Source organism: Prauserella shujinwangii (genome assembly GCF_003001955.1).
Classification (GTDB): domain Bacteria; phylum Actinomycetota; class Actinomycetes; order Mycobacteriales; family Pseudonocardiaceae; genus Qaidamihabitans; species Qaidamihabitans shujinwangii.
This window is the reverse complement of record NZ_PVNH01000002.1, coordinates 655,761-676,746: the sequence shown is the minus strand read 5'-3', so window position 1 is coordinate 676,746 and position 20,986 is coordinate 655,761. Positions and strand designations below refer to the sequence as shown.

The window sequence follows — 20,986 nt, the reverse complement described above, 5'->3', positions numbered from 1 at the left end:
CCGATCCGCAGAACCCTATGAATAAGGAGAAAGACATGCTCTCCCTGTCCCGTGTGCGTCCCTCGTTCCGGCGCCGACCCCGACCGCGTCATCTCGCCGACGACGCGGGCATGAGTACGGCGGAGTACGCCATCGGCACGATCGCCGCCGCGGCGTTCGCCGCGGTCCTCTACGCGGTCGTCACCGGAGACTCGGTCCTGTCCGGCCTCACCTCGCTGGTCGAGCAGGCGCTCTCCGTGGACCCCTAGTGGCGCGCACCGAGGCCGGCGCCCGGCCGGAGGCGTCCGAACGGGGGTCGGTCACGGTCGAGGCGGCACTCGCGCTGTGCTCGCTCCTCGTGCTGTTCGCCCTGGTGCTGGCGGGGGTCGCCGCCGTGTCCGACCAGTTGCGGTGCACGAACGCCGCCGTGGCGGCGGCGCGTCTGGCCGCCCGGGGCGAGCCGCACCTGGCCGAGCAGGCGGCCCTGGACGCCGCACCGGCCGGAGCGGCCGTCGAGATCCGGCACGTGGACGGCACGGTCCAGGTGATCGTGCGGGCTGACCCGGCCGGCGGGCTGCTTCCGGGTGTCACCGTGCGAGGTGAGGCCCACGCCGTTCCCGAACCGGGGGTGGAGGCCGCCGATGCCGACCCGGGATGAGTCCGGGCAGGGCGGGCGCGATGCCGGGCTGGCCACCGTGTGGGCGGCGGGTGCGGTGGCCGCCCTGCTCCTGGTCGGATGCCTGCTGTGGTGGCTCGGCGCCGCCGTCGCGACCCGGCACCGGGCCGCGGGCGTGGCCGACCTGGCGGCACTCGCCGCCGCGGGGCATGCGAGCGCGGGTCCGGCCGGAGCCTGCGGCCGGGCGCGCATGGTCACCGAGCGGATGCGGGTGAGCCTGCGTGAGTGCCGGTTCGCCGGATGGGACGCACTGGTGGTCGTCGAGGCCCGGCCGGCGGGTCCGCTGGGCGGCTTCGGCACCGTCATCGCGAGGGCGCGGGCAGGGCCGGTCGAGTAGGCACGCGGCGTGCGGCGAGACGGAATCCGGCAGGACGCCACGACATCCGGCACCGGGCGGCGACGGCCCGCCGAAGCGGCGCGACGAGCGGACGAATGGCAGGTGGCTGACCGGTCAGGCGGCACGGAGCCCGGCGGGCAACGGTCGGCCACGCACGGTGAGCGGTCTCACGCAGGCCACGGCACCGCTCGCCGGGCGACGAACGGCCTGGTCGCCACGTCGCCCGGCGCCGGAAAACGCTCCGGGTCCCGACCGCCGGGCGCCGGGCGGACCGCCGGTCGCTCCGCCGATCGGCAGCTCGGCGTTCGGCGGGACCGTTGTGTGGATGCGCACTCGTCGTCCGGCAACAGCCGGTTGTCGACCGGCCATTTCCAGCAGTGTGCAAATTGCCGTTGAGTGAAGTGTGACACCGCGAACGAGTCGGTGAAGGTTTCTGAGGAGGCTCGAGATAGTCATGTTGGAGACGGAGTTGCCGGAGAGCTGGCGCGGCGCGTTCCGCATCGAGCTGCGCGCCGAGGCGATCGGCCTTGCCTGGCGTGGCTGGCCGGTGCTGCCGGGTACCTACCCGGCGGCCGCCGCGTCCGGTGCTAGCTGGACCAGGCCGGTTCCGGTGCACGACGACTGGCGCGAGCGCGTCGGTGCCCACCCGCAGCAGGTCGCGGCATGGTGGACCGGCCGCCCCTACAGCCTCCTGGTCGCCACCGGCACGATCGTCGACGCCGTGGAGGTCGACGACACGCTCGGCCGGCGTGCGGCGCGGCTGCTCAGGACGAGCGGGCAGCCTGCCCCGATCGTGGCCATGCCGAACGGTCGCTGGCTGTTCCTCACCACCACATCCGAGACCCTGCCCGGGGTGCTCGCCGACGCCGAGGGCGTCGACTGGCACACCGAGGGCAGCTGGATCCCGCTGCCGCCGACGCCGTTCGAGCACGGCGTCGTGCACTGGCGGGTCAAGCCGGAGGTCTGGGGTTGGCGACTGCCCGCGGCGGCGACGGTGCACGAGGTGCTCGTGCGCGCGCTCTCCGGGGAGTCGTCGGACGACGCGCCGGCTCAGCCGGTGCTCGCCGCCCGGCCCTCGGCAGCCTGATCCACCACGTGGCCGTGGGAAGCACCGTGTTTCACCGCCCCGAGCACGATGTCCAACACGGCCACCGCCCCCGCCTTGTCCAGCGGTTCGTTGCCATTCCCGCACTTGGGCGACTGGACGCAGGACGGGCATCCCGCCGGGCACTCGCAGGAGACGATCGCCTCCCGCGTAGCGGCCAGCCACGGGACAACAGCGGCAAAGCCGCGGTCGGCGAATCCCGCACCTCCGGGATGGCCATCGTGCACGAACACCGTCGCCTCCCCGGTGTCCGCGTGCACAGCGGTGGAGACCCCGCCGATGTCCCAGCGGTCGCACGTAGCGAACAGCGGTAGCAGGCCGATCGCCGCGTGTTCGGCGGCATGCAGGGCGCCGGGGACGAGCGCCGGGTCGAGCCCGGCGCCCCCCGGCGCCCTGCCATTTCGCTCGCTTCCCCCGCGCAGCAGCTCCTCACTGACCGTGTACCAGACCGCGCGGGTGCGCAGCACCTGCTCGGGCAGGTCGAGCGGCACCTGGTCGAGCACCTCACCGGAGGGCAGCCTGCGCAGGTAGCCGACGACCTGTGACGTCACGGCCACGTCGCCCAGGTTCACCGTCACGCCGCCGTAGCGCCGGGTGCACGCGGTTTCCAGCACCGCGATGTCCACCACCTCGCGGGCGGAGGTGCTCCACTCCGGGTCCTCGGCGTGCACCAGGGCGAGCCCGTTCGCCAGGTCGAGCTCGTCCACGACGTACGACGAGCCCTGGTGCAGATACAGCGCGCCCGGGTGCACCGTGCCGCATGCCGAACCGGGGTCGACGGTGCCGAGCAGGCGCGAGGTCTCCGCCTCCACGACGGCGATCTGCTCCCCGCCCGAGCCGCGGATGCTCACCTGGTGCTGCGGCCGGTCCCGCGATGTCCAGTACCAGCCGCTCGGCCTGCGCCGCAGCACGCCGTCGGCCACCAGGTCGTCCAGCACCTCCCGCGCGGCGGGGCCGCCGAACGTCTCCAGCTCGCCCGAGGTGAGCGGCAGCTCCGCCGCCGCGCAGGCCAGCTGCGGCCCCAGCACGTACGGGTTGCCCGGATCGAGAACCGTGGCCTCCACCGGACGTTCCAGCACCGCGGCCGGGTTGTGCACCAGGTACGTGTCCAGTGGGTCGTCCCTGGCGACGAACACCACGAGCGCCTCGTCGCCCGAACGGCCCGCCCGCCCGGCCTGCTGCCAGAACGACGCCAGCGTCCCCGGATAACCGGCGAGCACCACCGCGTCGAGCCCGGAGATGTCGACCCCGAGCTCCAGCGCGTTCGTGGTGGCGACGCCGAGCAGCTCCCCGGCCATCAGCGCCTGCTCCAGTGCCCGCCGCTCCTCGGGCAGGAAACCGGCCCGGTACGCCGCCACGGCCTTCTCGAGCTGCCGGTCGACATCGGCCAGGATCCGCTTCGCCCCGAGCGCGGTGAGCTCGGCACCGCGCCGCGAGCGCACGAACGCCAGCGTGCGGGCACCCTCGATGACCAGCTCGGCCAGAATCCGCGCCGTCTCGGCGCCCGCCGAGCGCCGCACCGGCGCCCCGTTCTCGCCGGTGAACTCGTCCAGCAGCGGCGGTTCCCACAGCGCCACCGTCCGTGCGCCGCGCGGGGAGCCGTCCTCGACGACGGGCACGCAGTCCACCCCGGCGAGGCGCCCAGCGAACTCGGCGGGCTCGGCCGTGGTGGCCGAGGCCAGCACGAACACCGGGTCCGCCCCGTAGTGCCTCGCCACCCGGCGCAGCCTGCGCAGCAGCAGCGCGACGTGGGAGCCGAACACGCCCCGGTAGCTGTGGCACTCGTCCACGACCACATAGGACAGGCGCCGGAAGAACCTGGCCCAGCGCCCGTGCGCGGCGAGGATGCCGCTGTGCAGCATGTCGGGATTGGTGAACACCCACCTGCCGTGCTTGCGCACCCAGTCGCGCTCGTCTCTTGGCGTGTCCCCGTCATACGTCGCCGCTCGTACCCCGGGGAGGTCCAAAGCGGACACCGCGCGGAGCTGGTCGGCGCCGAGCGCCTTGGTCGGCGAGAGGTAGAGCGCCGTCGCCTTGTCGTCCGTCAGCAGCGCCGAGAGGGCGGGCAACTGGTACGCCAGCGACTTCCCGGACGCGGTTCCGGTGGCGAGCACGACGTGCCGCCCCTCCCACGCGTGGCCCGCCGCCTCCGCCTGGTGGGTCCACGGTCGCTCGGTGCCGCCCGCGCGGAACGCGTCGACCAGCCCGGCAGGCGCCCAGTCCGGCCAGTCGGCGTACCGCGCCCGCCGCGCGGGCAGCTCGGCGACGTGCGTGACCGGGTTGCGGTGCTCGGGGATGCCCGCCGTCACGCGCCGCAGCAGGCGCCCCGCCCGCTCGAGCTCGCTGCCGCCGTTCACGGTTTCGAGCTTCGCACACCCGTCCGACGCCGCCGGGGCGTGGCCGCGCCCACTTCGGATCGTTCCAGTGAGCGGACTCACACGCCCACGTTCCGTGCCCGGAAGGGGACGCCTTGCCGGTGCCTGCGGCTTTACCAATAGACTCCGCGAAACCACACCCGTAGTGGTGTAGATCCCATGTCAGCGTCGGCACAGTGGTCAGCCCGCACCGCCGCTGACAACAGGCGACGTTTCCAGGAGGACGAATGTCCCGGCAATTCCTCGCGGAGGGCTCCCCGCAGCTCTCCGGAGGTGACTACGGCATCGTGGCCGTGGTCGCCGTGATCGCCCTTGCTGCGCTCGCCATTGGCTACGTCCTGCTGAAGGAGGTTCTGGCCGCGGGTCAGGGCACCCAGAAGATGCAGGACATCGCCAAGGCGGTGCAGGAAGGCGCGGCTGCCTATCTGAACCGGCAACGGAAAACCCTCGCCATTTTCGGCGCCGTGGTGTTCCTGTTGCTGTTCGCGCTCCCGGCGGAGAACTGGGGCGAGCGCATCGGGCGCTCGGTCTTCTTCCTCGTCGGTGCGGCCTTCTCCTTCTTCATCGGCTATCTCGGAATGTGGCTGGCGACGAGGGCGAACCTGCGGGTCGCGGCGGCCGCCCGGGAGTCCGGCGGTCGCGAGAAGGCGATGCGGATCGCGTTCCGTACCGGTGGCGTCGTCGGCATGATCACGGTGGGCCTCGGCCTGTTCGGCGCCGCCGTCGTGGTGCTCGTCTACGCGGGCCAGGCACCCAAGGTGCTGGAGGGCTTCGGCTTCGGCGCGGCCCTGATCGCGATGTTCATGCGTGTCGGTGGCGGTATCTTCACCAAGGCCGCCGACGTCGGTGCCGACCTCGTCGGCAAGGTCGAACAGAACATCCCCGAGGACGACCCCCGCAACGCCGCCACGATCGCCGACAACGTCGGCGACAACGTCGGCGACTGCGCCGGGATGGCCGCGGACCTGTTCGAGTCCTACGCGGTGACGCTCGTCGCCGCGCTCATCCTCGGCAGCGCCGCGTTCGGCGCGGCGGGCGACGGCCTCGTCTTCCCGCTGATCATCCCCGCCATCGGCATCATCACCGCCGTCATCGGCATCTACATCACGCGGGCCCGCACCGGGGAGAGCGGCCTGACCACGATCAACCGCTCCTTCTACATCTCCGCGGGCATCTCCGCGGTGCTGTCGACCATCGCGGCGTTCGTGTTCCTGCCCGACTCGTTCGCGGGAGCCGACGGAAACCCGGCGCTCATCGCCACGGTCTCCGTCGTCATCGGCATCGTGCTCGCCGGGGTGATCCTGTGGCTCACCGGCTACTACACCGGCACCGAGCACGGCCCGGTGAAGGACGTCGGCAAGACCTCCGAGACCGGCGCGGCGACCGTGATCCTCTCCGGCATCTCGGTCGGTTTCGAGTCCGCCGTGTTCACCGCGCTGGTGATCGGCGCGGCCGTGTTCGGCGCCTACCTGCTCGGCGGCGCGGTCGCGCTGTTCGCGGTGGCGCTGGCCGGTACCGGCCTGCTCACCACGGTCGGCGTCATCGTCGCGATGGACACGTTCGGCCCGGTCTCGGACAACGCGCAGGGCATCGCCGAGATGTCGGGTGACCTCGAAGAGGGTGAGGGCGTGCAGATCCTCACCGAGCTCGACGCGGTCGGCAACACCACCAAGGCCATCACGAAGGGCATCGCGATCTCCACCGCGGTGCTCGCCGCGACCGCCCTGTTCGGCTCCTACTCGGAGGCGATCCGGAACGCGCTCAGTGATGTCGGCACCGCGCTCGGCGAGGCGCCGGAGTCCTTCGTCGACAGCATCATCGTGCCGAACACGCTGGTCGGCGTGATCATCGGCGCCTCGGTCGTGTTCCTGTTCTCCGGCCTGGCCATCAACGCCGTGTCCCGTGCCGCGGGCGCGGTGGTGTACGAGGTGCGCCGCCAGTTCCGGGAGATTCCGGGGATCATGGAGGGCACCACGCGGCCCGAGTACGGCAAGGTCGTCGACATCGTCACGCGGGACTCCCTGCGCGAGCTGTCGACTCCCGGCCTGCTCGCGGTCATGGCGCCGATCGCGGTCGGCTTCGGGCTCGGCACCGGCGCGCTCGCCGGCTTCCTCGGCGGCGCGATCGCGGTAGGCACGCTCATGGCGGTCTTCCTCGCCAACTCCGGTGGCGCGTGGGACAACGCCAAGAAGCTGGTCGAGGACGGTCACCACGGCGGCAAGAACTCCGACGCCCACGCCGCGACCGTCATCGGCGACACCGTCGGCGACCCGTTCAAGGACACCGCGGGTCCGGCCATCAACCCGTTGCTCAAGGTGATGAACCTGGTGTCCCTGCTGATCGCCCCCGCGGTCGTGCAGTTCACCGTGGGCCCCGACGCCTCGCCGGCGGTGCGGATCACCATCGCGGTGGTGGCGGCACTGATCGTCGTCGCGGCGATCGTCATCTCCAAGCGGCGCAGCACGGCGCTGACGGAGGTGCCCTCGGGACAGTCCACGAGCGCGTAGGGCCACCGGCGACCGGGCCCGGAGCACAACGGCGTGTTCCGGGCCCGGACCGTGTCCGCGGCGAGGTAGCGTGCGGGCTCGACGTTCCCGTCCCCGCGAGGAGTCACCGATGAGGCTGCGCGTGGTGTTGCTCGCCGCCGCGACCGTGTCCGTGCTCGCCGGGTGTTCCGGCGACGACGATCCGCTGCGCGCGAACCCGACCGGCCAGGTGTCGGCGTCGTCGGTCCGGTCCACCACCCCGCCGGTGTCCTCGGGAGCTTCGGGATCTGCGGAGCCCACCGCCGCCGCGAGCGGCGAGCGGGATGCCGACGTCGCGGCCGATGTGCTGACCTGGACCGACCAGTTCTGCGGTGCGCTCGGTGAGTTCGCGGGCATCGCCGAGCTCGCCCCTCCGGACATGGGATCCGGCGACGCCGCGAGCGCGAAGAAGGCGCTGAGCGACTACTTCGGCCGTCTCGAACGCGCCCTGGGATCGTCGCTCGACGGCATGCGGAAGCTGCCGCCCGCACCGCTGCCCGCGGCCGAGCGGGCGAGCAAGTCGCTCACCGACGCCCTCGGGCCCGCTCGCCGCCAGGCGGCCGAGACCAAACGGAAGATCGACGCCGCGGCTCCGGGGAACCAGCAGGCGCTCGTCGGCGCCATGCGGAGCCTGCAGGGCATCGGGACGGCCATGGGGAAGCTGGAGAACCCGATGCGCGCGCTCGAGGGCTCCCCGAAGCTGGCCGCCGCCGCCCGGCGCGCGCCGAACTGCCAGAAGCTCGCCGGATGACGTCACTCCCCGTACCGGTTCGAGTGCGGAACGCGTACGGCGACTTGCGGCCAGGGACCGGGACGGTACCGTCTAGGCGGCTTCTCCCTCGGTGACTCAGGAGGTGTGGGCGTGCGGCCGCGGATGACCGTTCTCGCCGCCGTGTTGACGGCCTTCGGGCTCGTACTGGCGGGGTGCGGTCAGCAGGCGAGAGTCACGCCCGGCACGGCGCCGGAGTCCGACGCTCGGGGGCCCGGCCTCACCGCAGGCGAGGCGCAGCGTCAGCAGGCGGCGACCTCGTGGGCCGACGGCTACTGCGGCGCCGTGTCGCAGCTGGTCAGCTCGCTGTCGCGAATGCCGACGGTGGACGCGAGCACTCCCCAGCGCGCCTCCCGGACCTCCAGCGAGCTGCTCGGCGTGCTCATCGAAGGCCTGCAGAGCACCCTGCGCCAGCTGGACGGGCTCGGTCCGGCTCCGGTGCCCGGCGCGGACGGGGTGCGGGCCAAGGCCGTCCGTACCTACACCGGTATCCGTGACCGTGCGCTGGCCGCGAAGCGCAGCCTGGACTCGGCGACGACCACGGAGGCCAGCCGCGCGGCCATCGGGTCGGCGCAGGGACCGCTGGAGGAGGTCGGCCGGATCAACCTGCTCGAGGGGTTCGACGCGCTGGCCGACCTGAAGACCGCGAGCCTGCGGGCGCCCGCGTGCCGCCAGCTGACCGAGGACACCGCCGTGCCCCGGTTCGATCCGGGCGCCGCTCCCGGGAACTGACCGGAGCCACCGCGGCCGTAGCCGGGAATCGAACGGATGTTCTACCCTCTGTGCCGTGGAGCAGATGTCGCTCTTCTCGGCGGAGGCGAGCCGCCCGCGCGTGGCGGACCTCGCCGGGCTGCTGTGCGGTCCCGGGCAGGTGACGAGCTTCGGCCGGACCGCCGCACGGCTGTCCGCGGTGGTCGACGACGACTGGCGGGCCGGCGCGCTCGCCAGGGAGTGTGTGCGGCACGGTGCCGAGGCACAGGTGACCAGGCTGGAGACCGAGGAATCCCAGGACGGCGCCAGGCCGCTCGTGCGCACCGCGTTCCGGGTGGACCTGCTGCCGCTCGCACGGGCGTGGTCGGGCGGCGAACGCAAGGTGCTGCCCGAGGGGTTCACGCTCGGTGGCGCGATGCTGCGCCTGTGGGCGCTGTCCGGCGGGCAGCCGACCGAGCGGGGCTACCTGCTTCCGCTGGATCCGGCCGCCCCGGACACGCACGAGCCGCTCATGGCGGCCCTCGGCATGGTCGGGCTGGCCGCGTCCACGGTCCGTCCCCGCGGCGGCACGCCCGCGATCCGGATCACCGGCCGCAGACGGCTGGCCACGTTCGCCGAGCTGATCGGGCCGCCACCGCCCGGCGCGGAGCCGGCCTGGCCCCGGGTCACGCCGGTACCGCGCGCCTGCTGACGCCGGGCAGGTCGCACCGCGGCAGGTCCGGTTCCAGCTCGCTCATGGCCGAGAGGCACGCGGGCAGCCGGAAGGTCTGCTGCCCGTAGCTCGCGCCCTTGCGGACGGTGATCTCGCCATCCTCCGCGACCTCGCAGGGGTTGTTCAGCGTGCACCGCTGTCCCTCGGTGTTGCCGGTGTTGTTGACGCCGACCACCTGGCCGGTCGCCACGTCGACGATCGGGGAGCCGGACGTCCCGCCGATCGTGTCGCAGGCCGGGGTGTACCGGATGGAGTGCTGCCAGGTGTAGCCGGCCTCGCGCAGCTCGTGCACGGTATCGTCCACCGAGCAGGTGTAGGTGCGCTTCCAGTAGCCGGAGGGGATGCCGATCCGCGTGCCCGCCTCCGGCCCGGCCTCCGCGAGGACCCGTGCCCGCACGCCGTGTGCCCGCTCGATGTCCGCGTAGCTGTCCGCCAGCCGGTAGAGGGCGATGTCGGTCCCGGTCATGGTCGCGTACAGCAGCCGGGTGGACGTCAGCCTGGTCAGCTCCGCGCCGTCGGCGGCCAGCAGGGTGAAGGTGCGCCGCACCGGCTCGTCCACGATTACCTGGCCCGGCTGCGGGAATCCACGTGCGAGGCAGTGGCCGTTGGACAACACGAGCGCGGGGGCGTCCTCGGGGGCGTCGGCGGGCCGGACCAGGGAACCGGAGCAGTTGGACAGCGCGACGGTGCCCGCCAGATCAGTGGTCGTCGCCGCCGCCGGGGGCGTCGTGAGCAGGGCGGTCGTCAGCAAGGCGGCCAGCACGGCACCGAGCGAGCGGCGGAGCATCGGGAGGATCCTTTCCTTGTGCGAACCTGTGGCACACACCGTAACGACACGGACACGTATCGCCCCGGAATATCCGAGAGCCGTGTCACGTGCTAGGTGTGGAAGGGAAACGTCACCGAACTCATCGGCGATGCGCTTGACAGACGCCTCACGGCGTGTTTCGGCACCTATGCGCACGCCGTCGCCCGCAAGAGTGCACACTGGCGGGTCGAACAGGTGAGCATGAGCGGAGAGCGGGACAGCGTGGCTGGAACCACACGGACGAAGAAGACGGCCCCCGAGGGAGGTGGCCGCACGACACGCGGTCGCAAGGACGGCGCGAACGGCGCCGGCCGGCGACGGCTCGTGATCGTGGAGTCGCCGACCAAGGCCCGCAAGATCGCTCCGTACCTCGGCCGCGACTACGTCGTCGAGTCCTCCCGGGGGCACATCCGGGACCTGCCGCGCGGTGCCGCCGACGTCCCCGCCAAGTACAAGGGCCAGCCGTGGGCGCGCCTCGGCGTGGACGTCGACAACGACTTCGAACCGCTGTACGTCGTCTCCCCGGACAAGAAGTCCACGGTCACCGAGCTGAAGAGCCTGCTCAAGGACGTCGACGAGCTCTACCTCGCCACCGACCCCGACCGCGAGGGCGAGGCCATCGCCTGGCACCTGCTGGAGGCGCTGAAGCCGAAGGTCCCGGTGCGCCGGATGGTCTTTCACGAGGTGACCGAGCAGGCCATCCGCGCGGCGGCGGAGAGCACCCGCGACCTCGACCCGGACCTGGTCGACGCGCAGGAGACCCGCCGCATCCTCGACCGCCTCTACGGCTACGAGGTCTCGCCGGTGCTGTGGAAGAAGGTCATGCCGAAACTCTCGGCAGGCCGGGTGCAGTCCGTCGCGACCCGCATCGTCGTGCAGCGCGAGCGCGAGCGGATGGCCTTCCGGTCGGCGTCGTACTGGGACATCGCGGCCACGTTGCAGGCCGATGCCGACGGTGCGGACGCCACGAGCCCGCGCACCTTCCCGGCCCGGCTCGTCGGCGTCGACGGCAGGAGGCTCGCCACCGGCCGTGACTTCGACTCCACCGGGCAGCTCAAGTCGAGCGGGCCACAGTCGCAGGACGTGCGCATCCTCGACGAGGCCGAGGCGACCCGGCTCGCCGAGGCGCTGCGGGACCGCGACCTCAGCGTCTCCAGCGTCGAGGAGAAGCCGTACACCCGGCGGCCCTACGCGCCGTTTATGACCTCCACGCTGCAGCAGGAGGCGGGCCGCAAGCTGCGGTTCTCGTCCGACCGCACGATGCGCATCGCGCAGCGGCTCTACGAGAACGGCTACATCACCTACATGCGTACGGACTCCACGACGCTGTCCGACACCGCGATCAACGCGGCGCGCAGCCAGGCCACGGAGCTGTACGGCGCCGAGTACGTCGCGGACAAGCCGAGGCAGTACACCCGCAAGGTGAAGAACGCGCAGGAGGCACACGAGGCGATCCGGCCCGCGGGCGAGTCGTTCCGGACCCCGGGTGCGGTCGCGGCCGAGCTGGAGTCCGACGAGTTCCGGCTGTACGAGCTGATCTGGCAGCGCACCATCGCCTCGCAGATGGCCGACGCCAAGGGCACCACGATGTCGGTGCGGATCACCGGTGTCGCGGCCAGCGGCGAGGAGTGCACGTTCTCGGCGTCCGGCCGGACGATCACGTTCCCCGGCTTCCTCAAGGCCTACGTCGAGGCGGTGGACAGCGAGCAGGGTGGCGAGGCCGACGACCAGCAGAGCAGGCTGCCGAGGCTGGCCCGGGACCAGGCGCTGACGGCGACCGAGCTGACCCCGGACGGGCACGCCACCACGCCGCCCGCGCGGTACAGCGAGCCGAGCCTGGTCAGCAAGCTCGAGGAGCTCGGCATCGGCAGACCCTCGACGTACGCGTCGATCATCAACACGATCCAGGATCGCGGGTACGTCTGGAAGAAGGGCTCGGCGCTCGTGCCGTCCTGGGTGGCGTTCTCGGTGGTCGGCCTGCTCGAACAGCACTTCGAGCGGCTCGTGGACTACGACTTCACCGCCGCGATGGAGGACGAGCTCGACAAGATCGCGGCGGGCGACGAGCAGCGCACCCGCTGGCTGTCGCGGTTCTACTTCGGCGCCGAGAACGGCGACTCCGGCCGGGACGGCTCGGTCAGCCAGCTCGGCGGGTTGAAGAAGCTCGTCGGCTCGGGAGTCGAGGACATCGACGCTCGCGAGATCAACTCGATCCCGCTGTTCGAGGACCACGAGGGCAGGCCGGTGGTCGTGCGGGTCGGCCGGTACGGGCCGTACCTGGAACGCGAGGTCGACGGCGCATCGCAGCGGGCCAACCTGCCCGAGGACCTGCCGCCGGACGAGCTGACGGTGGAGATCGCGGAGAAGCTGTTCGCGACGCCGCAGGAGGGCCGCTCGCTCGGCACCGACCCGGTGACCGGGCACGAGATCGTGGCCAAGGAGGGCCGCTTCGGGCCGTACGTCACCGAGGTGCTGCCGGAGCCCGAGGAGGGTGAGAGCGGCAAGAAGTCCAGCAAGGCGAAGAAGCCGAAGCCGCGTACGGCGTCGCTGTTCAAGTCGATGTCGATCCAGGACATCACGCTGGACGACGCGCTGAAGCTGCTGTCGTTGCCGCGGGTGGTCGGCACCGACCCGGACAGCGGCGAGGAGATCACCGCGCAGAACGGCCGCTACGGGCCCTACCTGAAGAAGGGCACGGACTCGCGGTCGCTGTCCAGCGAGGAGCAGATCTTCGACATCACGCTCGAGGAGGCGCTGAAGATCTACGCCGAGCCGAAGCGGCGCGGTCGCCAGGCCGCGGCCAAGCCGCCGTTGAAGGAGCTCGGCAACGACCCGGCCTCGGGCAAGCCGATGATCGTCAAGGACGGCCGGTTCGGCCCGTACGTGACGGACGGCGAGTACAACGCCTCGCTGCGCAAGTCGGACTCGGTCGAGGACCTCACCGACGAACGCGCCGCCGAGCTGCTCGCCGAGAAGCGGGCGAAGGGACCGGCTCCGAAGAAGAGGTCCACCATCCGCAAGAAGGCCACCGCCAAGTCCAAGTGAACCCGGCCGTTGTCCCCCAAGGCCACCTTGGTTGCGCCCGCCCGTCTCCCGCCGGCACCCAAGCGGAGGCGCGGCGCGCCGCTGCGTTCGATCTCCGCTACCAAGGTGGCCTTGGGGCACGGGGCGTTGCCCGGGTGGTCACGGTGCGTGAGTAGAGGTCTGCCCGTTGGATGGATGCCGCGCGCCGGTGGATCGCTACCCTGTGATGTGAACGCGGTGCCGTGCTGTGACGGCCGGTGACCGGAATGTCGTGATCGCTGGGAGGAGGCGCGCGTGAACGGTGACGGTACGCAGGCGCCCGAGCCGCCGCGGGCGTACACCGATCCGCTCGCGGGGCTTGCGGGCAGCGGCCGGGCGGAGGCCGGTTTCGCCACCACGGGAACCGACCGCGACGACGCCCTCGACGTCGAGATCGCCGAGCCCGTCCAGCCGGACCCCGACGTCGTCCGCGACATGGTGAACGCCGCCCTTGCCGAGGAGGAGAAGGCCGGGAAGGGCGGTGGCTCCACGGGCGACGCGGCGGAGGGACCGGTCGAGCCGGGGCAGTCCGCCGTGCCCGCGGCGCCGCCGCAGTCCGGACCGCCCCACCCCGCGTGGCGGGCGCCGGGACAGCTGCTGCCGCAGGTGCTGCGGCGCCGGCGCAAGCCCGCTCAGCAGGAGGCGAAGCCGGCCAGGCCGTTCCTGCGCAAGCCCTCCAACGGATCGGCGGGGGTCGCGGTCGCGCTCGTCCTGCTGCTGGTGTTCGTGATCGTCGCGATCCAATTCCTCTCGAGCCTGTTCGAGAGCATTTCGGGGATTTTCCAGTAGCACCGCATTTCCGATTCCGGCACGTGCCGAATTGATCACCGTTCGTGTTTTCGACGGTGGTCCGGCGGACTGTCCCACCTCGGGTCTACCCTGACGAGACCGACGCTGCCATTGACATGTGGGGTGGGCACATCAGCGAGGTGAATGAGGGGGCGCGCGCCGCCGACGCGACGGCGTCGGCGCGGAGTGAGGCGTCCACAGTGCATCGAGTCCGCCGAGTGCTGGCGATTCGCCCGTTCCGGCGGCTCTGGGGCGTCACGTACCTGTGCAGCGTCGCCGACTGGCTGGCGCTGCTCGCGCTCACCGGCCTGGTGACCAAGTACACCGACTCGTACATGGCGCAGAACTTCGCGTTCGCCGGTGTCGTGCTCACCAACCTGCTGCCCGGGCTGATCTTCGCCCCGCTCGGCGGGCTGCTCGCCGACCGGTTCGACCGGCGCAAGGTCATGATCGTGGCCGACCTGGTGCGGTTCGGCCTGCTGCTGTCCATCGCGATCGTCGGCTCGCCGATCTGGCTGTTCATCGCCAACTTCCTCGTCGGCTCGGCCGCGATGATGTGGATCCCGTCGAAGGACGCGGCGGTGCCCAACCTGCTCCGCAGGCCCGACCAGGTGGAGACGGCCAACCAGCTCGGCATGGTGATGACGTACGGCATCGCGGTGGTGACCGGGGCCGGGCTGTACTCCATCCTCACCGGCATCCAGACGACGCTGCACCTGCCACCCGACCTGCTCGGCGAGTTCGGCATCGCCAACGCCGTCGTGATCATCAACAGCCTGCTCTACCTGGGCAGCGCGCTGGTGATCGCCACCCGCATCCCCGAGCTGTCCCTGCGCAACGTGCACCCGGTGCCGGACGCGGGCAGGCAGCAGCGCCGCGCCGAGGAGGAGAGCGGAACCTCCGGGGGCGTCGTCGCGATGATCCGGGACGGTGCCCGTTTCGTCCGGACCACCCCGCTGGTCCGCGGGTTGCTGATCGGCATGGTCGGCGCGTTCGCCGCGGGCGGTGCCGTGATCGGCTCCGCGAAACCGTACGCGTCCAGCCTCGGCGGCGGTGACTCCTCGTTCGGCCTGCTGTTCGTCGCGGTGTTCGTCGGTGCGGCCGTGGGACTCGCCGGGGCGCCCAAGCTCGCCCGGCGGCTCCCGCACGACCGCCTGTTCGGCGTCGGCATCGTGCTCGCCGGACTGGCGCTGATCGTCGTGGCCCTCGCTCCGCACCTCGCCGTCGCGCTGGTGGCCGTCGCCATCGTCGGCGCGTGTGCCGGTGCCGCCTTCCTCACCGGCGTGACGATCATCGGGTCGCAGATCGAGGACGCCATCCGAGGCCGCATCAACGCCATCTACCAGTCGCTCATGAAGATCATCGTCTTCGGAGCGACGGCCACCGTGCCGCTGCTGATCGGGCTCGTCCGGCCGCGCGTGGTGACCGTCTGGGGCAACAGCCTCGTCATCGACGGTACGCGGCCGGTGCTGCTCGGCGGCGGGCTGCTCGCCGCGCTCGTCGGCGTGATCGCCTACCGGCAGATGGACTCGCGCCGGACCGAGCCGATCCTCGCCGACCTCCGCAACGCCATCCGGCGCAGGCCGAGGCGGGTCAACGGGCTGCTCATCGCGCTGGAGGGCACCACGGCCGCGGACACGGCCACCCAGGCCGCGCGGCTCGCCGAGTGGCTCGGGCACGGCACCCGGCGCGTCGTGCTCGCCACGGATCCGGCGCTCAACGACGAACGGCTCGCGAAGCTGGTCGCCGGGGCCTCGCTGTCCGGTGCACGGGCACGAGCGCTGGCGGCGGCCGCCGTGCGGGCCGACATCGTGGAGCGGGACGTGCAGCCCGCGCTCGACGCGGGCGCGATCGTGGTGATGGAGCGGTTCGTCGACTCGCCGCTGGCGCACCTGTCCGCCGTCGCCGGGTTGGACGCGTCGGAGCTGGAAGGGCTGGCCGACTGGGCGACCGGCAGGCTCAGGCCCGACCTGACCGTGCTGCTCGACGCGGAACCGGCGGCCTCCGATCCGCAGTCGAGCTCCACCGAGCATCATTGGCGCGTGCAGCAGTTGCTCACCGAGATGGCCGCGGCCGACCCCGGCCGGTACGTCGTCGTGGACGCCGAGGGTACGGAGGAGGAGGTCGGCGACCGCGTGCGCACCGCGGTGCGGGCGACGCTGGCGGGCCGGGTGTCCGGGCTCGCCCCGACGACGGAACCGGAGCCGGTGGAGGCCTCGTGAGCGCGGGAGGCGCCGTGACGAACGCTGCCGTACGGGAGAAGCCCCGGGTCGGCGCCGTCTGGTCGCAGGTGGTGGGGCAGGAGCCCGCCGTCGAGGTGCTGGCGGCCGCCGCGGAGTCCGCCGCCGCGCTGGTGGCTGGCGAGACCACCGACTCCGGTGCGATGACCCACGCATGGCTGTTCACCGGGCCGCCCGGTTCCGGCCGTTCGGTGGCCGCTCGCACGTTCGCGGCCGCCCTGCAGTGCGAGCGCGGTGATGGCTGCGGCGAGTGCGGCGGCTGTCGCACGGGGCTCGCCGGGACACACGCCGACGTGCGGCTCGTGGTGCCCGAGGGCCTGTCGATCTCCGTCGCCGAGATGCGTTCGCTCGTCCAGGTCGCCGCCCGGAGGCCGACGACCGGCAACTGGCAGGTCGTGATCATCGAGGACGCCGACCGGCTCACCGAGGGCGCGTCGAACGCCCTGCTCAAGGCGGTCGAGGAGCCCCCGGCGCGTACGGTGTTCCTGCTCTGCGCGCCGTCCGACCACCCCGAGGACGTGTCCGTCACCATCCGGTCCCGGTGCCGCCTGGTGAACCTGCGGACCCCGCCCGCCGACGCGATCGCGCGGGTGCTCGCCGACCGCGACGGTGTCGAACCGACCCTGGCCGGGTGGGCGGCTTCGGTGTGCGGGGGGCATGTCGGCAGGGCGCGCAGGCTGGCGACCGACGAGGACGCGCGCAAGCGCAGGGAGGCTGTCCTGCGCATCCCGCTCGGCCTGCGCAGGCCCGCCGACGTCTTCGCGTGCGCCGACGAGCTGATCCGCACCGCCGAGGCGGACGCGACCGAGGAGAGCAAGGCCCGCGACGAGTCGGAGCAGGACGCGCTGCGCACGGCGATGGGCTCCGGGGGTACCGGAAAGGGTGTCGCGGCGGCGAAGCGCGCGGCCGAGGCCGCCGTGAAGCAGCTGGAGAAGCGGCAGAAGTCCAGGGCGACGCGGACCCAGCGGGACACGCTCGACCTCGCACTCGTGGACCTCGCCGGGTTCTACCGGGACGTCCTGGTGACGGCCTGCGGGTCGAACGCGTCGCTGAACCACCCCGACCACGCCGCCCAGAGCGCGGAGGCCGCCCGGCAGTGGACGCCGGAGTCGACGCTGCGCCGCCTGGAGGCCGTCCTGGAGTGCCGGGAGGCGATCGGGCTGAACGTCAAGCCGCGCATCGCCGTGGAAGCCATGGTGACCACCCTCCGCGAAGGCTGACCCCGCCCACGCCCCCAATGCCACATTCGGTGCGTTGAAGTTCCCCAATGTGGCATTCGGTGCGTTCAACGCAACCGATGCCACATTGGGGAGCTTCGCGCTACTTCTCCCGGGGGAAGGGGGACGGCTTCACGGGTGCCGGGGCGGGCTTGCGCCGGTTCGGCAGCGCGGCCACCAGCACCACGCCGAGCAACAGCATCGCGGTACCCGTCCAGAACATCGGCACCGCCGAGTACGCGGCGCTGGTGTACGCCAGCTCCTTCGGGGCCTGCGGCTGCTTCCCGCCCGCGGGCGGGGCCTCGGGCGGCGGCGTCACGAAGCCGCACTCGACGCCGCCCTCGGGGGCGTAGGACCGGGCGACCTGCTCGCCGAGCGACAGCTGCGCCAACGACGAGGGCAGCCGCTCCGCCGCGTCCGCAGGCAGCGCGTCCTTGAGCGCCTTGGTCGGCAGGATCTGCAGGTCGAGCAGCCGCGCGGAGGCACCGAGCTGGAAGCCCTTGAACGGCTCCGTCATCGGCATCCTCTTCTCGTCGAGGCCCGCGATGCTGAGCCGGAGCACACCGAGGTCGAGCACGTTGCCCGTGGTCTCGCCGACGCGCTGCACACCCTGGTTGATCGTCGAGACCAGGCCGCCCACGACGGGGATGTCCTCGAGCGGGCCGAACCGCTCGGTCAGGCCCGCCAGCGGCAGCCCGATGGGGATGTCGGCGGTCGGGTTGGCCGCGTCGAGCCGGTACAGCACCTCGCCGCCGCGCTCGACGGTCAGCACGGGTGCCGTGTACTCCACCTTCGACGTCTTGGGGTCGCCCGTCGAGGTCACCTTCAGCGTCGGCTGGCTGGCGACCTTGATCGTGAGGTTCAGCGGTGTGCCCTTGAGGATCTCGACGTTCGCCGCCTGCAGGGTGGACACGGACTGCACGGCCTTGCGGTCGGTGCCGGGCATGTCGACGAGCTTGACCAGGGACCGCGACGACAGTGTGTTGGGCAGGCTGAGCAGCGAGCCGGAGCCGTCCGCGTTGGTCTCGCCGCCACCCTCCAGCAGGCCGCCGAGCGAGGCCAGGCCCTTCGCCTGTTCGAACCCGTCGGGGAGGCGCAGGTTCTGCGGCAGCTCCAGGTTCGGCAGCGGGATGTCCGGCATCGTCGGGATGACGTTGAGCAGCGAAAGGCTGGCCAGCTCGGTGCTGGCGTCGGCGATGGTGCCCACGCACGGGCCGAGCTTGGGGCTCCACCTGGCGTGCACCCTGCCGTTCAGGAGGCCGACGTTGAGCAGTGGGTTCTCTGGTGCGTTGAACCCGGTGGTCGCCGGCTCCGGGTTGTCGGGGAGCGCGGTCTGCACCAGCGAGCCGGGCGCCTGCGGCGCGTTGCCCGCGACGGAGACGCCGAACGGCGAGGCCTGGGCGATCGAGCGCTCGTAGGACAGGTAGGCCTCGGAGTTGGCCTGCGCGCTGGACAGGCCCATGCCGCCTTCGAGGGCCGACTGCTTCGGCAGGTCGCCCTCCATGTCGTCGATGATGGCGTCGGTGGGCACGGCCTGCGGCAGGAGGCGGACCATGCCGAGCGCCGTGCCCGCCTCGCCGACCGCCTTGCCCGTGGGCGTCGGCGCGGGTGGTGACGAGAGCGGGGCCTGCCCCGGATCCGCGGGCTGCGGAATCGGCGTGGTCGGGATCGTCTGGCCGACGGCCGGGGTGGCCGAGAGGACGAGCACCGCTGCCGTGACCGGCAGAGCCAGCGAGCGGGGCAGGCGTCTGCGCATGTGTTCGAGTCCCTCCGCAAACCGTGGTCCGGTCACGCGACTATGACCGGGGTCATAGTCGACCTAACGAGGGTGGGGGGCGATGGTGACGCGGGGAGCGCACGCTACACTTGTTCGCGTCGGGCACGCCCCCCGCCGCCTTAGCTCAGTCGGCCAGAGCGGCTCACTCGTAATGAGCAGGTCAGGGGTTCGATTCCCCTAGGCGGCTCCACCAGCCAGAGGCCCCAGCCCGGGGCCTCTGGCTTTTTCGTGCCGTGCCTGGGATTCACCTGGGCGGGTGGGCGTAACGGCCGTCCCGTCGCCCCCGATTCCGCCCGCGACATCGACTGCTCGGCGAGGGGGTCCCATGCCCGTGCCGGAACCGGCGGACACCACGATCGGGCCGGGCTCCGGATCCGGCCGCGGACTGGCGATCGCCTCACTCGCGCTCTCCCCGGCCGGGCTCGTGCTGGCCCTGGCGACCTGGGCGGCGTGGCTGTTCGTCCGGCCGCAGCTGCTGGAGACCCTGTCGGTCTCGTGGCTGACGATCGTGTTCCTGCTGGTGCTCGGTGCGCTGTGGTTCGCGATGCTGCCGGTCGGGACGCTCGGGCTCGTCTTCGGCCTGCTCGCCGGAGCCCGCTCGCCCGGCTCCGGCAGCCTGCCGCGGGTGGGTGCCCTGGTGGCGCTGGGCACGCTGGCGACGGCGGTCGCCGGGGCGTTCGCCTTCGTCTACGGAGTCACCGACTGGGCGCCCACCGCACGCGTCCCCGCCTGGTGAACGTCGCGGCGGCAAGTAGTGGCCGAGAAGCCGGCCACCGTCGCCGCTACCTCGCGCTCGGCCTGGTCGCCGAGGTGGTGGCGAGCACGCCGGTCGCGGAGTTCGTCGAGCAGTACGAAAAGGCACGCGGTTAGGGTGTCCCGCATGCCGATGTTCGCCTTCGAGGGCATGAGCCCCACCGTGCACCCGGACGCCTGGATCGCTCCGACCGCGACGCTCATCGGAGACGTCGTCGTCGAGCAGGGCGCGTCGATCTGGTACGGCGCCGTCATCCGCGCCGACTTCGGGAAGATCGTGATCCGGGAGGGTGCCAACATCCAGGACAACTCGGTCCTGCACGTCAACGACGGCGTGTGTGAGGTCGGCCGCAACGCCACCGTCGGCCACCTCTGCCTCGTGCACGACTGCACCGTGGGCGAGCAGGCGCTGATCGGCAACGGCGCCACCATCCTGGACAAGGCGAAGATCGGCGCGCGCTCCCTCGTCGCCGCGGGCGCGACCGTGCCGCCGAACACCGAGGTGCCGCCGGAGATGCTCGCCAAGGGCAGCCCGGCGAAGGAGTTCGTGCCGCTGTCCGAGACCGCCAAGGCGTGGGTCGACCACAACGCCGCCATCTACCAGTCGCTCGCCCGCAGGCACGCCGCGGGGATCGAGCCGCTCGACAAAACTTGACCCTCCAGTAACTGGAGTCCCTAGCGTCCCCCGCTGTCAGCGAACAGGACAGCACGGGGGACGCGATGCCACCGAAGCAGAAGAAGCAGGCCTTCCAGGCCACGCTGCAGCTCACCGCGGGGGACGCGCCGGTCGTCGACCTGGGCAAGATGCTCGGGCAGACCGGCGTCAACCTCGTCGAGGTCAAGCGCGCCTACGACACCGCGACGGCGGGCCAGCGCGGTGACGTCGTGCCCGCCGTCGTCACGGTGTACGAGGACCGCTCGTTCGAGCTGCGGCTCAAGACGCCGCCGACGGCGTTCCTCATCCGCAAGGCACTCGGTGGGAAGGGCTCCGCCAGGCCGGGCCACGACGGCGCGGGCGCGCTCAGCCGCGAGCAGGTCAGGGAGATCGCCGAACGCAAGCTGCCCGACCTCAACACGGCCGACCTCGACGCCGCGGTACGCACCATCGAGGGCACGGCGAGGTCGATGGGCGTGCGGATCAAGGACTGAC

The 20,986-nt window shown here is 72.0% G+C and carries 19 protein-coding genes and 1 tRNA gene; 17 read left to right on the top strand and 3 right to left on the bottom strand.

The features are described from left to right. The first annotated feature begins 17 nt into the window (after positions 1-17). From B0I33_RS30675 to B0I33_RS06605, 4 genes are all read left to right on the top strand, one after another. Entirely contained in the window at positions 18-248 is a 231-nt protein-coding gene (locus tag B0I33_RS30675) for a DUF4244 domain-containing protein (protein ID WP_425440441.1), read from the top strand. Beyond that, a complete protein-coding gene (locus B0I33_RS06615; protein ID WP_106177619.1) occupies positions 248-637 on the top strand; it encodes a TadE family type IV pilus minor pilin in 390 nt (129 codons plus the stop codon). Before B0I33_RS30675 ends, B0I33_RS06615 begins: the two co-directional genes overlap by 1 nt. Continuing rightward, positions 621-992, top strand: a complete 372-nt coding sequence (locus B0I33_RS06610; RefSeq protein WP_106177618.1) for an Rv3654c family TadE-like protein — start codon at positions 621-623, stop codon at positions 990-992. Before B0I33_RS06615 ends, B0I33_RS06610 begins: the two co-directional genes overlap by 17 nt. A 454-nt stretch (positions 993-1,446) precedes the next feature. Next, the gene (locus tag B0I33_RS06605) at positions 1,447-2,079 is read left to right on the top strand and encodes a bifunctional DNA primase/polymerase (RefSeq protein ID WP_106177617.1); all 633 of its coding nucleotides are present in this window, start codon (positions 1,447-1,449) and stop codon (positions 2,077-2,079) included. On the opposite strand, the gene B0I33_RS06600 is transcribed toward B0I33_RS06605, so the two are convergent. Then, complete coding sequence (locus tag B0I33_RS06600; RefSeq protein ID WP_106177616.1) at positions 2,043-4,454, bottom strand: DEAD/DEAH box helicase; 2,412 nt, start codon at positions 4,452-4,454, stop codon at positions 2,043-2,045. The genes B0I33_RS06605 and B0I33_RS06600 overlap by 37 nt on opposite strands. 245 nt (positions 4,455-4,699) lie before the next feature. On the opposite strand from B0I33_RS06600, the gene B0I33_RS06595 reads away from it, so the two are divergent. From B0I33_RS06595 to B0I33_RS06580, 4 genes are all read left to right on the top strand, one after another. Continuing rightward, positions 4,700-6,979: a sodium-translocating pyrophosphatase gene (locus tag B0I33_RS06595; RefSeq protein ID WP_106177615.1), complete on the top strand. Its 2,280-nt coding sequence runs from the start codon at positions 4,700-4,702 to the stop codon at positions 6,977-6,979. Positions 6,980-7,088: 109 nt separating this feature from the next. Continuing rightward, positions 7,089-7,748 carry a hypothetical protein gene (locus tag B0I33_RS06590; RefSeq protein ID WP_106177614.1) on the top strand — a complete coding sequence of 220 codons (660 nt, stop codon included), beginning with the start codon at positions 7,089-7,091 and terminating at the stop codon, positions 7,746-7,748. Positions 7,749-7,859: 111 nt separating this feature from the next. After that, a complete protein-coding gene (locus tag B0I33_RS06585) occupies positions 7,860-8,498 on the top strand; it encodes a hypothetical protein (RefSeq protein ID WP_245900470.1) in 639 nt (212 codons plus the stop codon). Positions 8,499-8,562: 64 nt separating this feature from the next. Then, positions 8,563-9,168, top strand: a complete 606-nt coding sequence (locus B0I33_RS06580; RefSeq protein WP_106177703.1) for a hypothetical protein — start codon at positions 8,563-8,565, stop codon at positions 9,166-9,168. On the opposite strand, the gene B0I33_RS06575 is transcribed toward B0I33_RS06580, so the two are convergent. Next, entirely contained in the window at positions 9,143-9,976 is an 834-nt protein-coding gene (locus tag B0I33_RS06575) for a trypsin-like serine peptidase (RefSeq protein WP_106177612.1), read from the bottom strand. The genes B0I33_RS06580 and B0I33_RS06575 overlap by 26 nt on opposite strands. Before the next feature lie 222 nt (positions 9,977-10,198). On the opposite strand from B0I33_RS06575, the gene topA reads away from it, so the two are divergent. The 4 genes from topA to B0I33_RS06555 all read left to right on the top strand — a co-directional run bounded on the left by topA (position 10,199) and on the right by B0I33_RS06555 (position 17,309). Beyond that, positions 10,199-13,042: a type I DNA topoisomerase gene (gene topA / locus B0I33_RS06570; protein ID WP_106177702.1), complete on the top strand. Its 2,844-nt coding sequence runs from the start codon at positions 10,199-10,201 to the stop codon at positions 13,040-13,042. A gap of 273 nt (positions 13,043-13,315) precedes the next feature. Next, positions 13,316-13,849 carry a hypothetical protein gene (locus B0I33_RS06565; protein ID WP_106177611.1) on the top strand — a complete coding sequence of 178 codons (534 nt, stop codon included), beginning with the start codon at positions 13,316-13,318 and terminating at the stop codon, positions 13,847-13,849. A gap of 116 nt (positions 13,850-13,965) precedes the next feature. Then, the gene (locus tag B0I33_RS06560) at positions 13,966-16,071 is read left to right on the top strand and encodes a bifunctional MFS transporter/dTMP kinase (protein ID WP_106177610.1); all 2,106 of its coding nucleotides are present in this window, start codon (positions 13,966-13,968) and stop codon (positions 16,069-16,071) included. Positions 16,072-16,085: 14 nt separating this feature from the next. Next, complete coding sequence (locus B0I33_RS06555; protein WP_106177701.1) at positions 16,086-17,309, top strand: DNA polymerase III subunit delta'; 1,224 nt, start codon at positions 16,086-16,088, stop codon at positions 17,307-17,309. 100 nt (positions 17,310-17,409) lie between these two features. Here B0I33_RS06555 and B0I33_RS06550 read toward each other — a convergent pair whose 3' ends face one another. After that, positions 17,410-19,062 carry a hypothetical protein gene (locus B0I33_RS06550; RefSeq protein ID WP_106177609.1) on the bottom strand — a complete coding sequence of 551 codons (1,653 nt, stop codon included), beginning with the start codon at positions 19,060-19,062 and terminating at the stop codon, positions 17,410-17,412. 134 nt (positions 19,063-19,196) lie between these two features. Here B0I33_RS06550 and B0I33_RS06545 point away from each other — a divergent pair. The 5 genes from B0I33_RS06545 (at position 19,197) to B0I33_RS06530 (ending at position 20,985) form a co-directional block, all read left to right on the top strand. After that, positions 19,197-19,273, top strand: a tRNA-Thr gene (locus B0I33_RS06545). A 135-nt stretch (positions 19,274-19,408) separates the two neighbouring features. After that, positions 19,409-19,819, top strand: coding sequence for a hypothetical protein (locus B0I33_RS06540; protein WP_106177608.1), 411 nt, complete (start codon positions 19,409-19,411; stop codon positions 19,817-19,819). Continuing rightward, positions 19,816-19,953 carry a hypothetical protein gene (locus B0I33_RS29850; protein ID WP_181193192.1) on the top strand — a complete coding sequence of 46 codons (138 nt, stop codon included), beginning with the start codon at positions 19,816-19,818 and terminating at the stop codon, positions 19,951-19,953. Before B0I33_RS06540 ends, B0I33_RS29850 begins: the two co-directional genes overlap by 4 nt. A gap of 10 nt (positions 19,954-19,963) precedes the next feature. Beyond that, positions 19,964-20,491, top strand: coding sequence for a gamma carbonic anhydrase family protein (locus tag B0I33_RS06535; protein WP_106177607.1), 528 nt, complete (start codon positions 19,964-19,966; stop codon positions 20,489-20,491). A gap of 65 nt (positions 20,492-20,556) precedes the next feature. Beyond that, positions 20,557-20,985 (top strand): uL11 family ribosomal protein, encoded by a 429-nt coding sequence (locus B0I33_RS06530; RefSeq protein ID WP_106177606.1) that lies wholly within the window; start codon positions 20,557-20,559, stop codon positions 20,983-20,985. The last annotated feature ends 1 nt before the right edge of the window (position 20,986 follow it).